The sequence below is a fragment of the Lacticaseibacillus parahuelsenbergensis genome (assembly GCF_030770265.1).
Taxonomy (GTDB): domain Bacteria; phylum Bacillota; class Bacilli; order Lactobacillales; family Lactobacillaceae; genus Lacticaseibacillus; species Lacticaseibacillus casei.
In genome coordinates, this window is the sequence record NZ_CP132482.1 from 2,197,985 (window position 1) to 2,214,025 (window position 16,041).

Consider the following 16,041-nt stretch of genomic DNA (forward strand, 5'->3'; position numbering starts at 1 on the left):
GTCAACTTCACGCCAAACCCGTTCAAAACTGTCTAGAAGAAATCAAAAAACGAATGAACCCACACCTATGGAATTCATCCGCCTCTATTGCATATCTTTTCAACCTGCCTAAACGGTTACTTCTTCAAATGATAACTGTAAGTGGCAATAATCACGTTCTCGCGGCTTGCAAACGCAGCGCGTAAACGGAAGTTAGTTTGGTTGTGGAGAATATTTTGCCACTTTTTGCGCGGTACGAATTGCGGAATCAGCACCGTGGTCGTAAAGTTGCGTTTAGCAGCATTCCGCGCCACGATGTCGACGAAGCGAATTGTCGGTGCTTCAATTGAACGATATGACGAGTGAATATCGACAAACCGGACATCCGGAAAATCTGCGCGAAATTCGCTTTGCGTTTCTTTTTCCTTGTTCGGATTCTCATCCATCGAAACATGCATCGCAATGACATAATCGCCGATGGACTGCGCGTAATTCAGCGCGGCGCGGGTCACCCGCGTCACATTGCCGACAAGCACAATGACGGTGCTGCCATCGTACTCATGCTCTTCAACATCTGCCGGCAACCGTAACTGCGCGGCCACTTTACGATAATGATCATGAATCTTGTAAAACATAAAGATCGCAAGCGGCATCACGATGAAGAACGGCCAGATATCAAACAGCCGATAAGCAAATAAGATGACCAGAATCGCGAACGAAATTAATGCGCCAGAAAGATTGGCGACCGTTTTGCCAATCCAGCCCTTGCCGCGGTGCCGGAACCAGTGAATGATCATCCCGGTTTGCGACAACGTAAACGGAATGAACACGCCTACCGCATACAACGGAATCAAGCGTTCCGTGGAGCCTTGGAAAATGGTGATCAACGCCGCCGAGCCCAGCGCCAAGGTCAAAATCCCATTGGAATAACCCAGCCGATCACCGCGATCCAGGTACATATGCGGCATAAACTTGTCCTTAGCCAAGTTAAACGCTAAGACCGGAAAAGCCGAAAACCCTGTGTTGGCAGCAACCGCCAAAATTAACGCGGTCGCAAATTGAACGACATAATACATGATGCCGGTGCCACCAAATGTTTCCTTGGCAACCTGTGAAAGTACCGTCACCTTCGCCATCGGCACTAAACCGTACCAGTAGTTCAAGAACGTGATCCCGGCAAAGAAGAAGCCCAGAATGCCGGCCATAATCGCTAGCGTTTTAGCTGCATTCTTTTCCTTAGGCAACTTGAAAAACGGCACCGCATTACTGATCGCTTCAACCCCGGTCAGTGAACTGGACCCGCTGGAAAACGCCCGGAAGATCAACGCCATCGACACGCCGGGGATGGCTGCACCGACTAACGAGGTTGCTTTATATGGGATGGCGCCACTGACAACCTGATAAAGTCCCCAGACAATCATCACGGTCATCACAAGCACAAATAGATAAACCGGAATCATCAGGAAGTTAGCCGATTCGCTCATGCCGCGTAAGTTCATGCCCATCAAGATAAAAATGATGATCAGCGAAATCGCCACCTGATGGCCATACAGCGCAGGAATCGCACTGGTGATCGCCTCGGCGCCGGCCGAAACCGAAACCGATACCGTCAGCATGTAATCAATCAGCAACGAAGCGCCGGCCGTTAAACCGGCGTTGCGACCCAGATTCTCGCTAGCAACAACATAGGCCCCGCCACCACTAGGATATGCGTGGATAATCTGCCGATATGAAAGTGTCAGTGAAATCAGCAAGACTAAAACAAACGCCGCAATCGGTAACGAATACCAAATTGCCGCAGCCGACAGTGTCGTAAGGACCAAGACAATCTGCTCGGTCCCATAAGCCACACTGGACAAAGCATCTGACGACAACATCGCCAGCGCTTTGAAGATGTTAAGCTGTTGACCACCTTCCTCGGAAGATTTCAAAGGCCGCCCAATGAACAGCCGTTTCAAGTGCATCATTTTCTAAACTCCTATTAACCCACACCGGTTCAAAAATTTTAATGAATCGTAAACAAACATGCATTAGTGTACTCTAAATTTCGGCTTACGCCTACCTTGTTTCATCTTAACTTATATGTGTCGCCAGAAACACCGGTTGGATTGATATTTGTCAGCGGGTATGGTTCGGAAAAAGCCGCGATCAGGCACTGCTCTATAAAGAAGCTAAGGGGTTCCGTTGACTGCTAAGTTCTGTAGCGCGTTTGGTAGCCCAGAAATTCAGGTGCAAGAACCTCAACCCCAATGGCAAAAACCGCCATTGGGGTTGAGACTACTTACGCTTTATTTAAGCACACCGGTTCACGCTCACTTTAACGCGTTCGCCGGCGCAGAAGTCTGCGTATAAGGACCTTAGGCGCAATGGCCAAAACCGGGCCATCACGCCTAAGGCCGCTTATACTCCGACTTCTAACCGCACCGGCTCACGCTCGACCATAACGCGTTCGCCGGCGCAGAAGTCTGCGTGTAAGGACCTTGGTCGCAATGGTCAAAGCCCGACCATCACGCCCAAGGCCACTTACACTCCGACTTCTAACCGCACCGGCTCACGCTCGACCATAACGCGTTCGCCAGCCCAGAAACCTGCACATAAGGACCTCGAGCCTGAATGGCCAAAGCCCAGCCATTCAGGCTCGAGGCCACTTATGCTCCGGTTTCTAACCGGGCTGGCTCACGCTCACTTCTCGATAATAACCACATCATGCACTTTCAATTTACGATGGACTTCATGTTCGATCTCGCTTTTGGCGGCGTGGTCGATTTTTAGCTCGGTTTTTGGTGTGTCTGGCAATAGTTTCTCGAGGACAAAATCAATTTCGGCATCTTTGATGGTGCGCTTGTCATGAGTCAGGACAATATCGATTTGGTCGAAACCTTCCACATAATAAACATGCACCGATCCTAGCGTGTAAAGTTCGAAATACTTGACTGGCTTGCGACTGTATAAAAAGCGCATGGTGTGCGGAAGCATCTTGTGTAAACTGGCATTAAGCCGAATGGGATTTTGAATCAATTTCATATAACTCGTCCCCTCTTATTTGACATGGAAAATAGCAACGTTAACTGTTTACCAATTTTATTTTAACAAGGAAAGGTGGTCAATGCCTATGATAACGCTTGGCACGAGTTTGAAGGGTACAAAAGACGTGCCATCATACGTTCGCTAGCCCAGAAATTGGCTGGCTCACGCTCACATATAAAAAACACCAGCAAAGTTCGCTGGTGTTTTATTTGTGTTCTTCTTTTTAAGGATAGGACGAAATTACATCATGCCGCCCATGCCACCGGCTGCCGGGTTTGCACCTGCAGCACCCGCGTTGTTATCCTTTGGTTCTGGCTTGTCAGCAACAACCGCTTCAGTGGTCAGCATCAAAGCAGCAACTGATGCAGCATTTTGCAATGCGGAACGGGTAACCTTGGTTGGGTCGATGATACCTGACTTAGCCATGTCTTCCCATTCACCGGTTGAAGCATTGTAACCAATGCCTTGCTTTTCCTTCTTCAATTGTTCAACGATGACAGAACCTTCGCGGCCAGCGTTTTCGGCAATCTGGCGAACAGGTTCTTCAAGGGCACGCAGAACGATGTTGATCCCGGTCTGAACGTCGCCTTCTTCTTTCAAAGCAGCGACTGCAGGGATGACGTCAACCAAGGCAGTACCACCGCCGGCAACGTAGCCTTCTTCAACGGCAGCACGGGTCGCGTTCAAAGCATCTTCGATCCGATACTTACGTTCCTTCAATTCGGTTTCGGTTGCAGCACCGACCTTGACAACCGCAACCCCGCCGGCTAACTTAGCCAGACGTTCTTGCAACTTCTCACGATCGAAGTCGCTGGTTGTGTCGTCAATTTGCTTCTTGATGATGTTAACCCGTTCAGCAATGGCATCCTTGGAACCTGCGCCATCAACAATCGTGGTGTTGTCCTTGGTAACGGTAACTTTGCCGGCACGACCCAATTGTTCAATCTTGGTATCCTTCAGATCCAAGCCAAGATCGGAACTGATCACGGTGCCACCGGTCAAGGTTGCAATGTCTTCCAGTTGTGCCTTGCGCCGATCGCCAAAGCCAGGGGCCTTAACTGCAACAACATTGAAGGTACCACGAATCTTGTTAAGAACCAGGGTTGGCAATGCTTCGCCGGCAACATCGTCAGCAATGATCAACAGTGCCTTACCTTGTTGAACGATTTCCTGCAATAGTGGAAGGATGTCCTGAATGTTGGAAATCTTCTTATCGGTAATCAGGATATATGGATCGTCCAGATCAGCTTCCATTTTATCATTGTCGGTTACCATGTATTGACTCAGATAGCCGCGATCAAACTGCATCCCTTCAACAACAGAAAGTTCAGTGTCGATCCCTTTGCTTTCTTCGATGGTAATAACACCGTCATGGCCAACTTTTTCCATGGCGTCCGCAATCAGATTGCCGACTTCTTCATTGGAAGATGAAACCGAAGCAACCTGGGCGATTTCCTTCTTGCCGTTAACTTTGTGGCTGATCTTGTGCAGTTCGTCAACCGCTGCCTTGGTTGCCTTTTCGATACCTGTCCGAATGCCAACAGGGTTAGCACCGGCAGTCACGTTCTTCATACCTTCGCGAATGATGCTTTGTGCCAGAACCGTTGCGGTTGTGGTACCATCACCGGCGATATCGTTTGTCTTGGATGCAACTTCCGCTACCAACTTAGCGCCCATGTTTTCGTAATGGTCTTCTAAGTCAATTGACTTGGCGATCGTAACACCGTCGTTGGTGATTTCCGGTGCGCCATAACTCTTATCCAAAACAACGTTGCGGCCTTTTGGTCCTAAAGTTGTTTTTACTGTGTTTGCTAATTGATCCACGCCACGCAGCATGGCGGTACGTGCATCCTCAGAGAACTTAATTTCTTTTGCCATTGTTTTTATTCACCTCAAAATTGATCGATTATTTTTTACGCAATTGCCATAATGTCTTTTTCGTGCAGTACGAGGTAGTCTTGACCTTCATACTTTACTTCAGAGCCGGCGTATTTGTCGTATAATACAGTATCGCCAACTTTAACGGCCATTGGCAGACGCTTGCCTTCCGGTGTCAAAGCGCCTTCACCTACTGCGACAACTTTGCCGGTTTGCGGCTTTTGTTTGGCATTATTGGCTAAAACAATGCCGCCAACAGTCTGTTCCTCTTCTTCAACGACCTCGACAATCACGCGATCTCCTAATGGTTTTAACAAGGCAATCCCTCCACATTACATTTTTTGATTTAGCACTCGCTATGTCTAAGTGCTAACTACAAAAGTAACTATAACGAGTTTTCCGGGTGAATGCAACCCCAAAACCCGGGAATGTTATACTAATTTCAGATATTTTTTCAAAGGAGTCCCCTATATGTCACTGCAAAAACATGCCTTTTCCGTTGTCGGTGCTTACCTCGTCACGTTTATCGCTAACCTTTTGATTTTCCAATTCATGCCGGTTGGGCGGCTCAGCCTTGGTATTGTGACCTTAATCAGTGTCATCGCAATGATTGCTGCGGCGTATAGCGAACGGCAACTGGTCATTGCCAACGCGATTGAAGCCCCTGGCGTCCTCGCACCACAACAGCGCGTTTTCTGGGGTGTCATCGGCATTGCCGGCGTCTTGGCTGCTCAGTTAGTCGGCTCATGGCTTGAAATGATCCTTTTTAAAATGCCGCAAACCAATAGCCAGATTCATCAGCAGCTTTCCAGTATGACCACCAATCCCTGGTACTTTTTGGCAATCGGCCTCGCCATTCCCGTTCTGGAGGAGCTGGCTTTTCGTAAAGTATTGTTCGGTAATCTGGTTAATGTCACTGGCGTTTTCGGTGGCGCTTTGATCGCCAGTCTGTTATTTGCCGTGACTCAACCAGGCGGCCACTGGCTCAGCGCGACCTTAGTCGGATTGGTTCTGGCCTATGATTACCGTCACACCGGCGCCATCAGCACTGCCATCATCGCCCATGTCGGTGCACTATGGGTGGTCTGGCTATATTACATTGCCCACGCGCTGTAAACGTAATCGAATATTAATCTCGTTGGCGCATTCAATCTTCTATAATGGAAATAATGTTTTTATAAAGGAGCCGTTCAAAAATGGAGACCCGTTCAAATCACCGCCACCGTCAACCGCCTAAACGTTTTCGCTGGGGACGCCTCATCGGCTTAATCGTCATTGTCGGCCTGTTTACGGTTGGCGCCTATGCCCTGCGCCTCTATAGCCAGGCAAAATATGCCATCGACAATACATACCATGCCACCAAACACGTCAGCACGGACATCGCCCAAAAGAAACCATTTGCAGTACTCCTGCTCGGGGTCGACACCGGTGCTGAAGGACGCGTTGAAAAGGGCAACTCCGATACCATGATTGTGGCCGTCGTCAATCCGAAGACCAACAAAACCACCATGGTCAGCATTCCCCGCGATACGGCTGCTGAATTGATTGGCACCAAAGAGTTCAATATGCAGAAAATCAACGCTGCATACAATGTCGGCGGTTCTGATATGGCCATCAACACAGTCTCTAAACTTGTGAATGTGCCGATTTCTTATTATCTGACGATCAACATGGGCGCGCTGGAAAAAGTCGTCAATGCGGTCGGTGGGATTGACGTTGATGTTCCGTTTTCATTCCAGGATCCTTACACCGGTAACCAGAAATTCAAAAAGGGTCGCATGCATTTAAATGGCAACATGGCACTTGCCTACTCACGAATGCGCCACGCTGATCCGGAAGGCGACTATGGCCGGCAAAAGCGCCAGCAACAAGTCATCAAGGCAATTTTGAAAAAAGCCGTTTCTGTCGGATCGCTTGGTAACTTCACCAAACTCATGGACACGATTTCTAAAAACATTGCAACTAATCTGAGTTTTGCCGATATGCAAAGCATTTTCATGAACTATCGCGGCGCTGCCAAAACCATCACAACCGATCATCTCAAAGGGGTTAACGCCTGGGTCGGCGACGGTGCCTATCAAATCGCATCCGATGCCGAAATGCAGCGGGTTTCCGATAAACTGCGCAAAGCACTGGGCCTGCAAACCGAAACCATCAGCAACGAAGAAACCAAACAAAATGCCAAGAATACTCAGTTTGATTTCAAGGCGACGACCGATCAAAATTACATTATCTTCACACCGTATGACCGTTAACATCCCTGCAAGTAAAAACCGCCTGCCGACTTTTTTTCGTCGGCGGCGGTTTTTTAGTGGCGTAAAAATTTGCTTCTGCCTGCTCAGTGCTATCGAACCATCAGCTGTTCTTGCGCACGCTCACGATGCAGCCACCAAAGACCAAGCGCGAGAACACCGATAATGGAGACACTGTAGGACAGCAATTCATTTTGGAACAGCCAATCCCCAAAATTGTAAGGGACAACAATCAAGGCATAGACAAAAATGACCCAGCGGAGTTTTGGTAACAATAGGATGTCGCCTTCGTTTTCCAACGAAATGCGGTCAAACAACCACCGGGTGATCCAGTACCCGGCAGCACTGGCTACTAATGCCATAGCAAATAGGAAAAGAAAGAACTGATCGCCATGTGACCAGAGTGACCGATAAGACTGGTTAGTCATCACCGTCTTAATTAAAAAGCGCTGAACGGCACTCATGCCAAGCCAACCTCCGAGAAGTCCAAAGACAAACATGCCAAATAAGGAGGCAAAGATACTGCCAACTGCAACACCAGCAGTGAACATAAAACTATTAACCGCTAGATTGGTCATGAACAGTCCCAAAATATTTAAGCCACTGATTCCGACATATGCAGCTGGAACACCAACGTTATAGCCAAGCAAAGTGATACAAATACCGATCGTCGTAGCCCCCAAAAGGCACGCAAGCCCGTACCAGTAGCGAGTGGTAAACAATTGCCTCCGTTTAAATCGACTTTTAAATATAGCCGCATTGAAATTGCTTGCCTGATCCATCCCAGCCATAGCTAGCCCGAATATTAATGGAATTACATAATGGATAATCGTTATAGCTAGTCCCACCAGAGAAGATGAATAAAGCTTATCTCGTTGCGGTTCAACTAAATAACGCTGATCCTCACGATAATCCGCATAACTCTTGTTCACGTAAAAATCATCTTTATGTTTAGCCGCTTGCTTTTTAGTCGAAATAAACTCTGCGGGACTCATGATGTATTTCTGTTGATTGTGATAGTTCTGTAGTGTATTGCCTAAATTAAGCAGCGCCAATAACACAACAAAAACAAACATCACACGAACAAGCGCTTTATGCCTTATCCGAACAAGTTTCAACAGCTGATGATCACCCATCTAGCTCACCTCCGCATGTTTTTTTCGAAATTCGACTTTAAACAAATCCGACAATGACAATGGCAGGCTTTCGTTCAAAACCGGTTGCTCAGCTTGCAGTGCCGCTTGCACATCTGGCGTGAAATCAGGGAAAACGACTTCGATGACGCGCCCACGGATGTTCAAAATGCGGCCATGCCGTTTGATCACCGCCGGAATTTCCTTGGTTCGGAATACCAATTGCAATTTCACCGCTTGCTGGCGTACGTTTTCCAAGGTGAGATCACGGCTGATGCGCCCATCTTTGACGAATAAAATGCGATCGGATAAACCGTCTAATTCGGCGAGATTGTGAGACGCAATTAGAAAGGTTCGCTGACCATCAGCTACTGCATCCACAACCAGATTCACGATGCGTTCGCGAATCAGGACATCCAGCCCATCGAATGGTTCATCGAGAAAAACATATGGTGCCTGACTTGCCAAAGCCATCGCCACCATAACCAGTGCCTGATACCCTTTGGATAGCCCCTGAAACCGCTGGCCGCCAGTTAACCTGAATTTTTCGATCAGATGCAGAAACGCCGCCTGGTCGAATGAGGGATAAAGCAGCGCATAGGTTGTTGCAATCTTGGCTAATGCATACTTGCGAAAAAATAAATGTTGCTGATCTAAGTAAAAAATGGCTGCTTGTTGCGTTGATTCTTTTGTCAGATCATGTTGATCCAACGTGACCGTCCCGCCGTCAGCGATATACTGGCGGGTGACGGTACGAAAAATCGTGGTTTTGCCGATACCATTTGGGCCGACCAATCCGACAACCTGGCCGCGATCCAGCGAAAACGTGATATCGCGCAGGACTTCCTGATTGGCGATTCTTTTTTGCAATTTAGTCACGATTAAACTCATACACGATGCTCCTCCTTTTCAGTTAACCATGCTTGCAATGTCGCTAAACTGATGCCCAGGCTTTGTGCTTCCACGACAATTGCATCAAACTTTGGGCGGAACGCCGCCACTGCTCTTGAATTCGCATGTTTTAATGGCTCAGCCACAAATGTGCCGCGCCCGGGTTCAACGTAAATCACGCCGTCCGCCTCCAGTTGCTTGTAGGCTTTGGCGACGGTATTGGGATTCAGCTGTTCTTGCTTCGCCATTTCCCGCACCGATGGCAACTTATCGCCCGGCTGCATAATGCCTTGTAAAATCCGGGTCTTAATCTGCAACACCAAGCGTTCATAGTACGCCAAATGAGTATATGACTCGGTTGCCATTCAGGCGCCCCCTTTCGTACTACGTGTACTATTATACATAGTACACTCAACAACGCAAGAAAAAACGCCGTCCATCTGTCATGGACGACGCATTTTCTTTTTTTCAGTTAAGCTTCCGGTTCGTTGAGCGTTGGCCCATAATGTTCCAGGAAGTAAATCAAGGTCTGTAGTTCCGTTGCCAAATCGACATTTTGTACCCGCACGTAGCTAGGCACCGAAATGCGAATCGGGGTGAAGTTCATGATCCCTTTAATCCCGGCTTTAACCAAATCATCGGTGATATGCTGGGCGGCATCAATTGGCACCGTCAAAATCACGATTTCAATCTGCTGATCTTTAATTTGCTTAATCATTTCGTCCATGGGATAAATCGGTACCCCACTTTGAATGGTTCCGGCTAAATCAGGGTTGATATCGAATCCGGCACTAATCCGAATGTTGTTAGCCTGTCGAAAATTATAATTCAACAAGGCATGGCCAAGATTACCGACACCAACCAGCCCGACATTGGTTAGCCGATCCTGATTCAGAATCTTTTTAAAGAATTTCAGCAAATCGTTGACGTCATAGCCGTAGCCGCGTTTGCCCAATGCACCGAAATAAGAAAAATCACGCCGAATCGTTGCCGAGTCAACTTTCACCGCGTCCGACAGTTCAGTTGAACTGATCTTGGTTGTCCCGGAATTCGCCAAGAAATTCAAATATCGGTAGTACACGGGTAGGCGTTTCGCCGTTGCTTTGGGGATGATTGTTTCCGCCATGTAAGCAAGCCTCCTGTAGAAGTATTCCCATGCAGAACATGTGAACTGTCCAACATAGTATCTTCTGCTAATATTAGCTGGTTTATGGCCTGAACGCAAGCGGATACATCTTCACAAACATATTTTATTGTGCGAATGCATCATCAGGGAACGCACGCCCATGAACAAAACTATGGTATATTAGGTCTTAACGATTATTGTGAAAGAAGGTATTCCTGTGATCATTTTGCAGGCACAACAAGTTAGCCGCAGCTTCAACGGGAACGAATTATTTGCCAACGTGAACCTTGAAGTCCAAGACGGCGCGCGCATCGGCCTTGTTGGCCCCAACGGGATTGGTAAAACCACCCTGCTGGAAATCCTGACCGGGATTGCGCCTCCGGATAGCGGCCAGGTAACAACCATGAAGAATCTGTCCATTGGCTATTTGGCCCAAAACTCCGGCTTAGATTCAGATAAAACGATTTTCAAAGAAATGTTGACGGTCTTCGCACCGCTGCAAGCAATGGCCCGGCAAATCCACGCATTAGAGGCCAAACTCGGTGATCCCAAACTCATTGCCGACAAGCCGGCGTTTGCCGCAACCATGAAACAATATGATCAGTTGCAACACGATTTTAATGAACAAAACGGTTATGGCTATGAAGCCGAAATTCGTTCGGTTCTCCACGGCTTCCAATTCGGTGAAGACACTTATGACAAGCCAGTCGGCACCTTATCCGGCGGCGAACGCTCCCGTCTGGCCTTGGCCAAGCTCTTACTGGAAAAGCATGACCTGATCATCCTCGACGAGCCGACCAACCACCTTGACATCGAAACACTGAGCTGGCTGGAAGGCTATCTTAAAACCTATCCCGGCGCCATTTTAACGGTCAGCCACGATCAATATTTTCTTGATCATGTCGTCACCGAGATTTATGAACTGGATCACCACCACGCGACCCATTACAAAACCAATTACAGCGGTTATCTCAAGCAAAAGGCCGAGCGCCAGGCCCAGGCTTGGAAAGCCTACACCAAGCAGCAAGAAGAAATTGCCAAACTCCAGGATTTCGTGGACAAGAATATTGTCCGCGCCAGCACCACCAAGCAGGCCCAGGCGCGCCGGAAGCAATTGGAAAAAATGGATGTTCTGGAAAAACCGACCGGTGACGACAAAAGTGTGCATTTTAACTTCACCCCCAATCGTCCCAGCGGCAATGAGGTGCTCAAAGTCAACCAGGCGACGTTGGGTTATGAAGCTAATCACCCGATGGCCGGCCCCATCGATTTCCAAGTCAATAAATTCGATCGAATCGCGATTATCGGACCAAATGGGGTCGGTAAATCGACTTTACTCAAAAGTATTTTAGGCAAAATCCCGTTTCTGGCTGGATCGGCAAAATTCGGCGCTAACGTTGATGTCGGCTACTACGACCAGGAAATCCAACAACTCAATCCCAAAAATACCGTGATTGACGAAATCTGGGACGAGCACCCGATGATGCCGGAAAAAGACGTCCGTTCTGTTCTGGCTGCCTTTTTGTTCGGCCCAGACGATATTCAAAAGCCAGTCAGTGCCTTATCCGGCGGGCAAAAAGCGCGGTTGGAGTTGACCAAGTTAGCGCTCAAACATGATAATTTTCTGGTGCTTGATGAACCGACCAACCACTTGGACATTAACAGCAAGGAAGTTCTTGAGCAGGCATTAAAAGATTTTAATGGCACCGTTTTGTTCGTATCCCATGACCGTTACTTCATCAACGAACTGGCAACCAACGTCATTGCCATCGCCCCGACCGGCAGCACAACCTACCTCGGCAACTGGGACTACTATCAGGAAAAACTAGCCGAAACTAAGGCAGAGGCTGAAGCTGCGGCTGCTGAACAGCCGACTGCGAAAACCGAAACTGCAGGCGCTACCTCGTACCAGCAATCCAAAGAAGATGCCCGCGCAACCCGTAAGTTGCAGCGGGAAGTTACTGACTTAGAAGCACAGTTGCAGAAACTTGGCGACCAAGCGACCACGATCCAAAAAGAAATGACTGCACCGGATGTTTTGAGCGACTATGTCAAAATGCAAAAATTGCAAACTAAGCTCGAAGCAGTTCAGAAACAAACCACGGACATTGAAAATGCTTGGGAAGAAAAAAGTATTGAGCTCGAAGACATGCAAACTGCTGACAAGTAGGCAACGAAATTAGCCTCAATCAAGGTCAGTTAACCGCAAAAAAGCTGGTACCGGAATCAATAACTTGTTTCCGGTGCCAGCTTTTTACATTTTTTAACTGTCGCGATTAAACCTTTTGATCCAGCAACCCGATTGCCTGCTGTAAAACTTTCTCGCCGTCCATCATCCCATAGGCTTTCATGTCAATGACGGCCATCGGGATTTTTTTAGCGTCGGCTTTGGCTTTGAACTGGCTTTCCATGAAGCGGACTTGCGGGCCAAGCATCAGTACCGAAACTGGCTCCGATGCCAATTTATTGTCGGCATCTGCAGCCGCGGTGGCAAAAACATCAACATCCATACCATCTGCCGCAGCAGCTTTTTTCATTCGTTGCACCAACATCGAGGTGGACATACCAGCGGAGCACACTAACATAATTGTTTTTTCAGCCATGGGAATCATCCTTTCGTTAACAAACTTATCGATAAGTTAAGTTTAACTAAATCAACGAACCCCCGTCAACGAAAGTGCTGATGATTCGCTCGAGACCCTAAGTATGGGCAAAGCTCAAACCTGGGTCCGCATTAAGATTCTCGGAGGCTAGATGGCGCTTGGCTAATTCAATGTGTGCGGCTGCACCGATCATGGCACCGTTATCGCCGGTTAAGCGCAACGGCGGAACGATCACGTCCACATCCGGAAAATGCACGGCCAGCGCTTCGTTCATGGATTCTTTGAGTCCCTGATTGGCTGCTACCCCGCCTGCCACAATCAGCTGTTTAACCGGATAGTGCGTCAGAGCCTTCTGAGTTTTGTGAACCAGTACATCCACCACCGCCGCCTGGAAACTGGCCGCAAGATCTTCTCGGCTAAGCGTTTCACCGATTTGATTGGCATGGTGCACCGTATTGATCACAGCGGACTTCAAGCCACTGAAACTGAAGTCCAGATTATCCTCTTTATCCATGGCGCGCGGAAAATGGAAGGTATCGTGGCCCAAATGTGCCAAACGATCGACTTCTTTCCCTGCCGGATATGGGATGCCCAAAATCCGTCCCACTTTGTCATAGGCTTCACCAGCGGCATCATCTCTAGTATCACCAATAATCTCGAACTCACCGGCAGCTTTCATGTAAACCAGCTCGGTGTGACCACCGGAAACCGCCAACGCCAACAATGGATAGGACAGCGGCTTAACAAAGCGGGCAGCGTAAATATGTCCAGCCATATGATTGACCGGAATCAGCGGCAAGTGATGGGCGTAAGCAATCGTTTTGGCAGCCGTCACGCCGATCAGCAGTGCGCCAACCAACCCTGGACCATAAGTGACTGCCACGGCCGTTAAGTCGGTGTAGGTCACCCCGGCTTCTTTCAGTGCTGCGTCTGTTACCAGCGTAATCTGTTCGACATGGTGCCGACTGGCGACTTCCGGAACGACGCCGCCAAAACGCTGATGGCTCTTGATTTGTGTCGCGATAATATTCGATAAAATTTTGTTGCCATTCTCAACGACAGCCACACTGGTTTCGTCGCAGCTGCTTTCAAATGCTAAGATCAATTCCCTTGCTGCCACATTGTTCTCCTCTACAAACATGATGGTTCCGGATGTTACGGCAAAGGCCGATACATATCCAGTGCATCATCATGGTTGCTGACATAATAACCTTTTTTAACTTTGCCATCTTGAAAACCGAGCGAATGATAAAGCCGCTTAGCAATATCATTATTTATTCTAACCTCAAGCGTGACCTTTTCACTGCCGTATTCAATGGCCCGGCCAATCATAAACTGCATCAAAAAGCGACCCAGTCCCATATGCTGGTAAGCTGGATCAACGGCAATATTCGTGACATGAGCTTCACTCATGGTAAACCAAGTCCCGACAAAAGCAACCAGTTGGCCGGCATCTTCAACCGCAAGATACAATGAATGACGCACTTTGCGTAATTCAGAGAAAAACGCATAGCGATCCCACGGCGTATCATGATAGATCCGCCGCTCAATCGCCAATGCCGCGTCAACATCGGCTTCCGTCATGCGCCGCAGTAAATATTCCTTATTGCGGACATTGATCGTGCGTGACTCAAATTGAAGTTCATCAGGCGTCGTGCGGTCAAACCACGACCTAAACTTTCTCAACATAAACATCATGTCCTTTGCCGGGATGCGCCTTAAGCCAGTTGTTTTCGGCTTCCGTTAAGCGTAAATAGCGCGGCACAAAATCATAGACAGAAACCGGTGGTAAATCTTTGCCTAGCTGACCAAGTCGCAACGCTTGCGGCAGATTTAACCAGTCTGGGGCAAAATGAGCCAAACCGCCCAATGCCTCGATAATCTGTCCGCGAAACATCGCTGCATCGGTTCCGACAAAGATAACCGGTTGCCGTAACGTTGTCAACTCGGTGAGCAAAAGCGTCAGCGGAACGTGGCGATCCGTAACCACATTAATCAGGTTCCCCTTGTCCCACTGGTAAACACCTGTGAAGACATTGTTGCGCCGTGCATTCATAATCGGAACAATCATAGCTTTAGTATCCGTGATGTTTGCCGCTAACACTTCCAGGCTGGAGACGCCGACCAATGCGATGTTCAGCGTGTATGCCAGAGTTTTTCCGGTAGTCACGGCGATGCGAATGCCCGTGTAGGAACCCGGACCGTCCGCAACAATAATTTTATCAAGATCTTCGGGTTGTAAGCCACTTGCAGCAACCAAATCGTCAATCGTTGGTAATAACTGTTCACTATGAGTCCGCTCATGATTAATAGTCGTCTGCGCCAATAACCGATCATTGTCCAGCACGGCAACCGACATCGCCTCATTTGAGGTATCAAGTGCTAATAATCGCATAATTCAGGCCTCCCTTCGGCGATACAATCATGGCAATAGTTTATCACAAATGGCCTTAGAGCGTGAGTGGTATATTCGTGTGGCTGCATACAAACCGCTAGTCAGCCGTCTCGCGCTGGGCCAAATAAGCGCCATCAACTACAGGGATAACCACGCTTCGCCGGGATTAGGCAGCTCCCCGTTCAACGCGGCAAGCAAAATGAGAATGCTACCAATCATCAACAGAATCTGTAATAAAATCTTAAGCCATAAACGTTGATGAATGATACTTTCCGGCGTCCAATACAAGTCCGCGGCACTCTGAATCCCGGTCGCCTCGTTGGCAGCCAGCAACTGATCATGCAACCATTTTGCCAGCCACATCCAGGCAAACCCGGCAACTACCGCGCTGATGACCAGCACCCACAATGCCTGATTGCGGGTGGTTAAATAATCTGCCGTAAAAATATAAAATCGCCTAATAAGCGGCAAGTGACTCAGTTCGTTGTAAAACTGATTCCCGATCGCAAAAGCAAAAGCTAGGCCGCTGATCCAGCTGCCTGTCAGTCCGACACGGCGAATCCGCTGCGCCAAAGCATTTTCACGATATAAGTTGCGGACATACGTTTTCCGGCCAGTACGTACCTGATTCGGGTACATCATCTTGTGCGTCGTCAGCTGCATAGCAACAATTTTACGCTCCAAGGACCACGCCCATAAACCGGTTCCGGCCAGTGCCACCGCTATCAATCCAAGCAACAATAGATCCATTGTCCGC

Annotated in this window: 16 protein-coding genes; 3 read left to right on the forward strand and 13 right to left on the reverse strand. The window is 48.4% G+C overall.

Annotated features, from left to right (window positions below):
- Positions 1-116: 116 nt before the first annotated feature.
- The 4 genes from kimA to groES all read right to left on the reverse strand — a co-directional run bounded on the left by kimA (position 117) and on the right by groES (position 5,201).
- Positions 117-1,946 carry a potassium transporter KimA gene (gene kimA, locus LACPH_RS10245; RefSeq protein WP_047106343.1) on the reverse strand — a complete coding sequence of 610 codons (1,830 nt, stop codon included), beginning with the start codon at positions 1,944-1,946 and terminating at the stop codon, positions 117-119.
- A gap of 715 nt (positions 1,947-2,661) precedes the next feature.
- Positions 2,662-3,003 (reverse strand): DUF1827 family protein, encoded by a 342-nt coding sequence (locus LACPH_RS10250; RefSeq protein ID WP_049171614.1) that lies wholly within the window; start codon positions 3,001-3,003, stop codon positions 2,662-2,664.
- A 243-nt stretch (positions 3,004-3,246) separates the two neighbouring features.
- Complete coding sequence (gene groL, locus LACPH_RS10255; RefSeq protein ID WP_010491955.1) at positions 3,247-4,884, reverse strand: chaperonin GroEL; 1,638 nt, start codon at positions 4,882-4,884, stop codon at positions 3,247-3,249.
- A gap of 35 nt (positions 4,885-4,919) precedes the next feature.
- Positions 4,920-5,201 carry a co-chaperone GroES gene (groES, locus tag LACPH_RS10260; RefSeq protein WP_003567052.1) on the reverse strand — a complete coding sequence of 94 codons (282 nt, stop codon included), beginning with the start codon at positions 5,199-5,201 and terminating at the stop codon, positions 4,920-4,922.
- Between the two features lie 154 nt (positions 5,202-5,355).
- Between groES and LACPH_RS10265 the strand changes: the two genes are divergently transcribed.
- Together LACPH_RS10265 and LACPH_RS10270 are read left to right on the forward strand one after the other, a co-directional pair.
- Positions 5,356-6,000 (forward strand): CPBP family intramembrane glutamic endopeptidase, encoded by a 645-nt coding sequence (locus LACPH_RS10265; RefSeq protein ID WP_047106341.1) that lies wholly within the window; start codon positions 5,356-5,358, stop codon positions 5,998-6,000.
- Between the two features lie 80 nt (positions 6,001-6,080).
- Positions 6,081-7,139, forward strand: a complete 1,059-nt coding sequence (locus LACPH_RS10270; RefSeq protein WP_025012729.1) for an LCP family protein — start codon at positions 6,081-6,083, stop codon at positions 7,137-7,139.
- An 89-nt stretch (positions 7,140-7,228) separates the two neighbouring features.
- Here LACPH_RS10270 and LACPH_RS10275 read toward each other — a convergent pair whose 3' ends face one another.
- The 4 genes from LACPH_RS10275 to LACPH_RS10290 form a co-directional block, all read right to left on the reverse strand.
- Positions 7,229-8,272 carry a sodium/glutamate symporter family protein gene (locus LACPH_RS10275; RefSeq protein ID WP_306386841.1) on the reverse strand — a complete coding sequence of 348 codons (1,044 nt, stop codon included), beginning with the start codon at positions 8,270-8,272 and terminating at the stop codon, positions 7,229-7,231.
- Complete coding sequence (locus LACPH_RS10280; protein ID WP_306386842.1) at positions 8,273-9,160, reverse strand: ATP-binding cassette domain-containing protein; 888 nt, start codon at positions 9,158-9,160, stop codon at positions 8,273-8,275. It lies immediately after the preceding gene.
- Positions 9,157-9,525, reverse strand: a complete 369-nt coding sequence (locus LACPH_RS10285) for a GntR family transcriptional regulator (RefSeq protein ID WP_047106338.1) — start codon at positions 9,523-9,525, stop codon at positions 9,157-9,159. Before LACPH_RS10285 ends, LACPH_RS10280 begins: the two co-directional genes overlap by 4 nt.
- 107 nt (positions 9,526-9,632) lie before the next feature.
- A complete protein-coding gene (locus tag LACPH_RS10290; protein ID WP_010491991.1) occupies positions 9,633-10,286 on the reverse strand; it encodes a redox-sensing transcriptional repressor Rex in 654 nt (217 codons plus the stop codon).
- Positions 10,287-10,503: 217 nt separating this feature from the next.
- On the opposite strand from LACPH_RS10290, the gene LACPH_RS10295 reads away from it, so the two are divergent.
- Positions 10,504-12,456, forward strand: a complete 1,953-nt coding sequence (locus tag LACPH_RS10295; RefSeq protein ID WP_306386843.1) for an ABC-F family ATP-binding cassette domain-containing protein — start codon at positions 10,504-10,506, stop codon at positions 12,454-12,456.
- A gap of 106 nt (positions 12,457-12,562) precedes the next feature.
- Here the strand turns inward: LACPH_RS10295 and LACPH_RS10300 are convergent, their stop codons facing one another.
- From LACPH_RS10300 to LACPH_RS10320, 5 genes are all read right to left on the reverse strand, one after another.
- A complete protein-coding gene (locus tag LACPH_RS10300; RefSeq protein WP_010491995.1) occupies positions 12,563-12,889 on the reverse strand; it encodes a PTS sugar transporter subunit IIB in 327 nt (108 codons plus the stop codon).
- 97 nt (positions 12,890-12,986) lie between these two features.
- Entirely contained in the window at positions 12,987-14,009 is a 1,023-nt protein-coding gene (gene tsaD, locus LACPH_RS10305) for a tRNA (adenosine(37)-N6)-threonylcarbamoyltransferase complex transferase subunit TsaD (protein ID WP_306387703.1), read from the reverse strand.
- Between the two features lie 35 nt (positions 14,010-14,044).
- Entirely contained in the window at positions 14,045-14,578 is a 534-nt protein-coding gene (gene rimI / locus LACPH_RS10310; protein WP_306386844.1) for a ribosomal protein S18-alanine N-acetyltransferase, read from the reverse strand.
- Entirely contained in the window at positions 14,562-15,284 is a 723-nt protein-coding gene (gene tsaB, locus LACPH_RS10315) for a tRNA (adenosine(37)-N6)-threonylcarbamoyltransferase complex dimerization subunit type 1 TsaB (protein ID WP_049171633.1), read from the reverse strand. The genes rimI and tsaB overlap by 17 nt, the downstream gene beginning before the upstream one ends.
- Before the next feature lie 138 nt (positions 15,285-15,422).
- Positions 15,423-16,034 carry a hypothetical protein gene (locus tag LACPH_RS10320; RefSeq protein ID WP_370531178.1) on the reverse strand — a complete coding sequence of 204 codons (612 nt, stop codon included), beginning with the start codon at positions 16,032-16,034 and terminating at the stop codon, positions 15,423-15,425.
- Positions 16,035-16,041: the final 7 nt, after the last annotated feature.

Bases quoted from the DNA above. Each gene is read 5' to 3' on its own strand.
- LACPH_RS10290 (WP_010491991.1), bottom strand. From the start codon at position 10,286: ATGGCGGAAACAATCATCCCCAAAGCAACGGCGAAACGCCTACCCGTG.
- groL (WP_010491955.1), bottom strand. From the start codon at position 4,884: ATGGCAAAAGAAATTAAGTTCTCTGAGGATGCACGTACCGCCATGCTG.
- LACPH_RS10280 (WP_306386842.1), bottom strand. From the start codon at position 9,160: ATGAGTTTAATCGTGACTAAATTGCAAAAAAGAATCGCCAATCAGGAA.
- LACPH_RS10250 (WP_049171614.1), bottom strand. From the start codon at position 3,003: ATGAAATTGATTCAAAATCCCATTCGGCTTAATGCCAGTTTACACAAG.
- kimA (WP_047106343.1), bottom strand. From the start codon at position 1,946: ATGATGCACTTGAAACGGCTGTTCATTGGGCGGCCTTTGAAATCTTCC.
- LACPH_RS10285 (WP_047106338.1), bottom strand. From the start codon at position 9,525: ATGGCAACCGAGTCATATACTCATTTGGCGTACTATGAACGCTTGGTG.
- rimI (WP_306386844.1), bottom strand. From the start codon at position 14,578: ATGTTGAGAAAGTTTAGGTCGTGGTTTGACCGCACGACGCCTGATGAA.
- LACPH_RS10265 (WP_047106341.1), top strand. From the start codon at position 5,356: ATGTCACTGCAAAAACATGCCTTTTCCGTTGTCGGTGCTTACCTCGTC.
- tsaB (WP_049171633.1), bottom strand. From the start codon at position 15,284: ATGCGATTATTAGCACTTGATACCTCAAATGAGGCGATGTCGGTTGCC.
- LACPH_RS10275 (WP_306386841.1), bottom strand. From the start codon at position 8,272: ATGGGTGATCATCAGCTGTTGAAACTTGTTCGGATAAGGCATAAAGCG.
- LACPH_RS10270 (WP_025012729.1), top strand. From the start codon at position 6,081: ATGGAGACCCGTTCAAATCACCGCCACCGTCAACCGCCTAAACGTTTT.
- LACPH_RS10300 (WP_010491995.1), bottom strand. From the start codon at position 12,889: ATGGCTGAAAAAACAATTATGTTAGTGTGCTCCGCTGGTATGTCCACC.
- LACPH_RS10320 (WP_370531178.1), bottom strand. From the start codon at position 16,034: ATGGATCTATTGTTGCTTGGATTGATAGCGGTGGCACTGGCCGGAACC.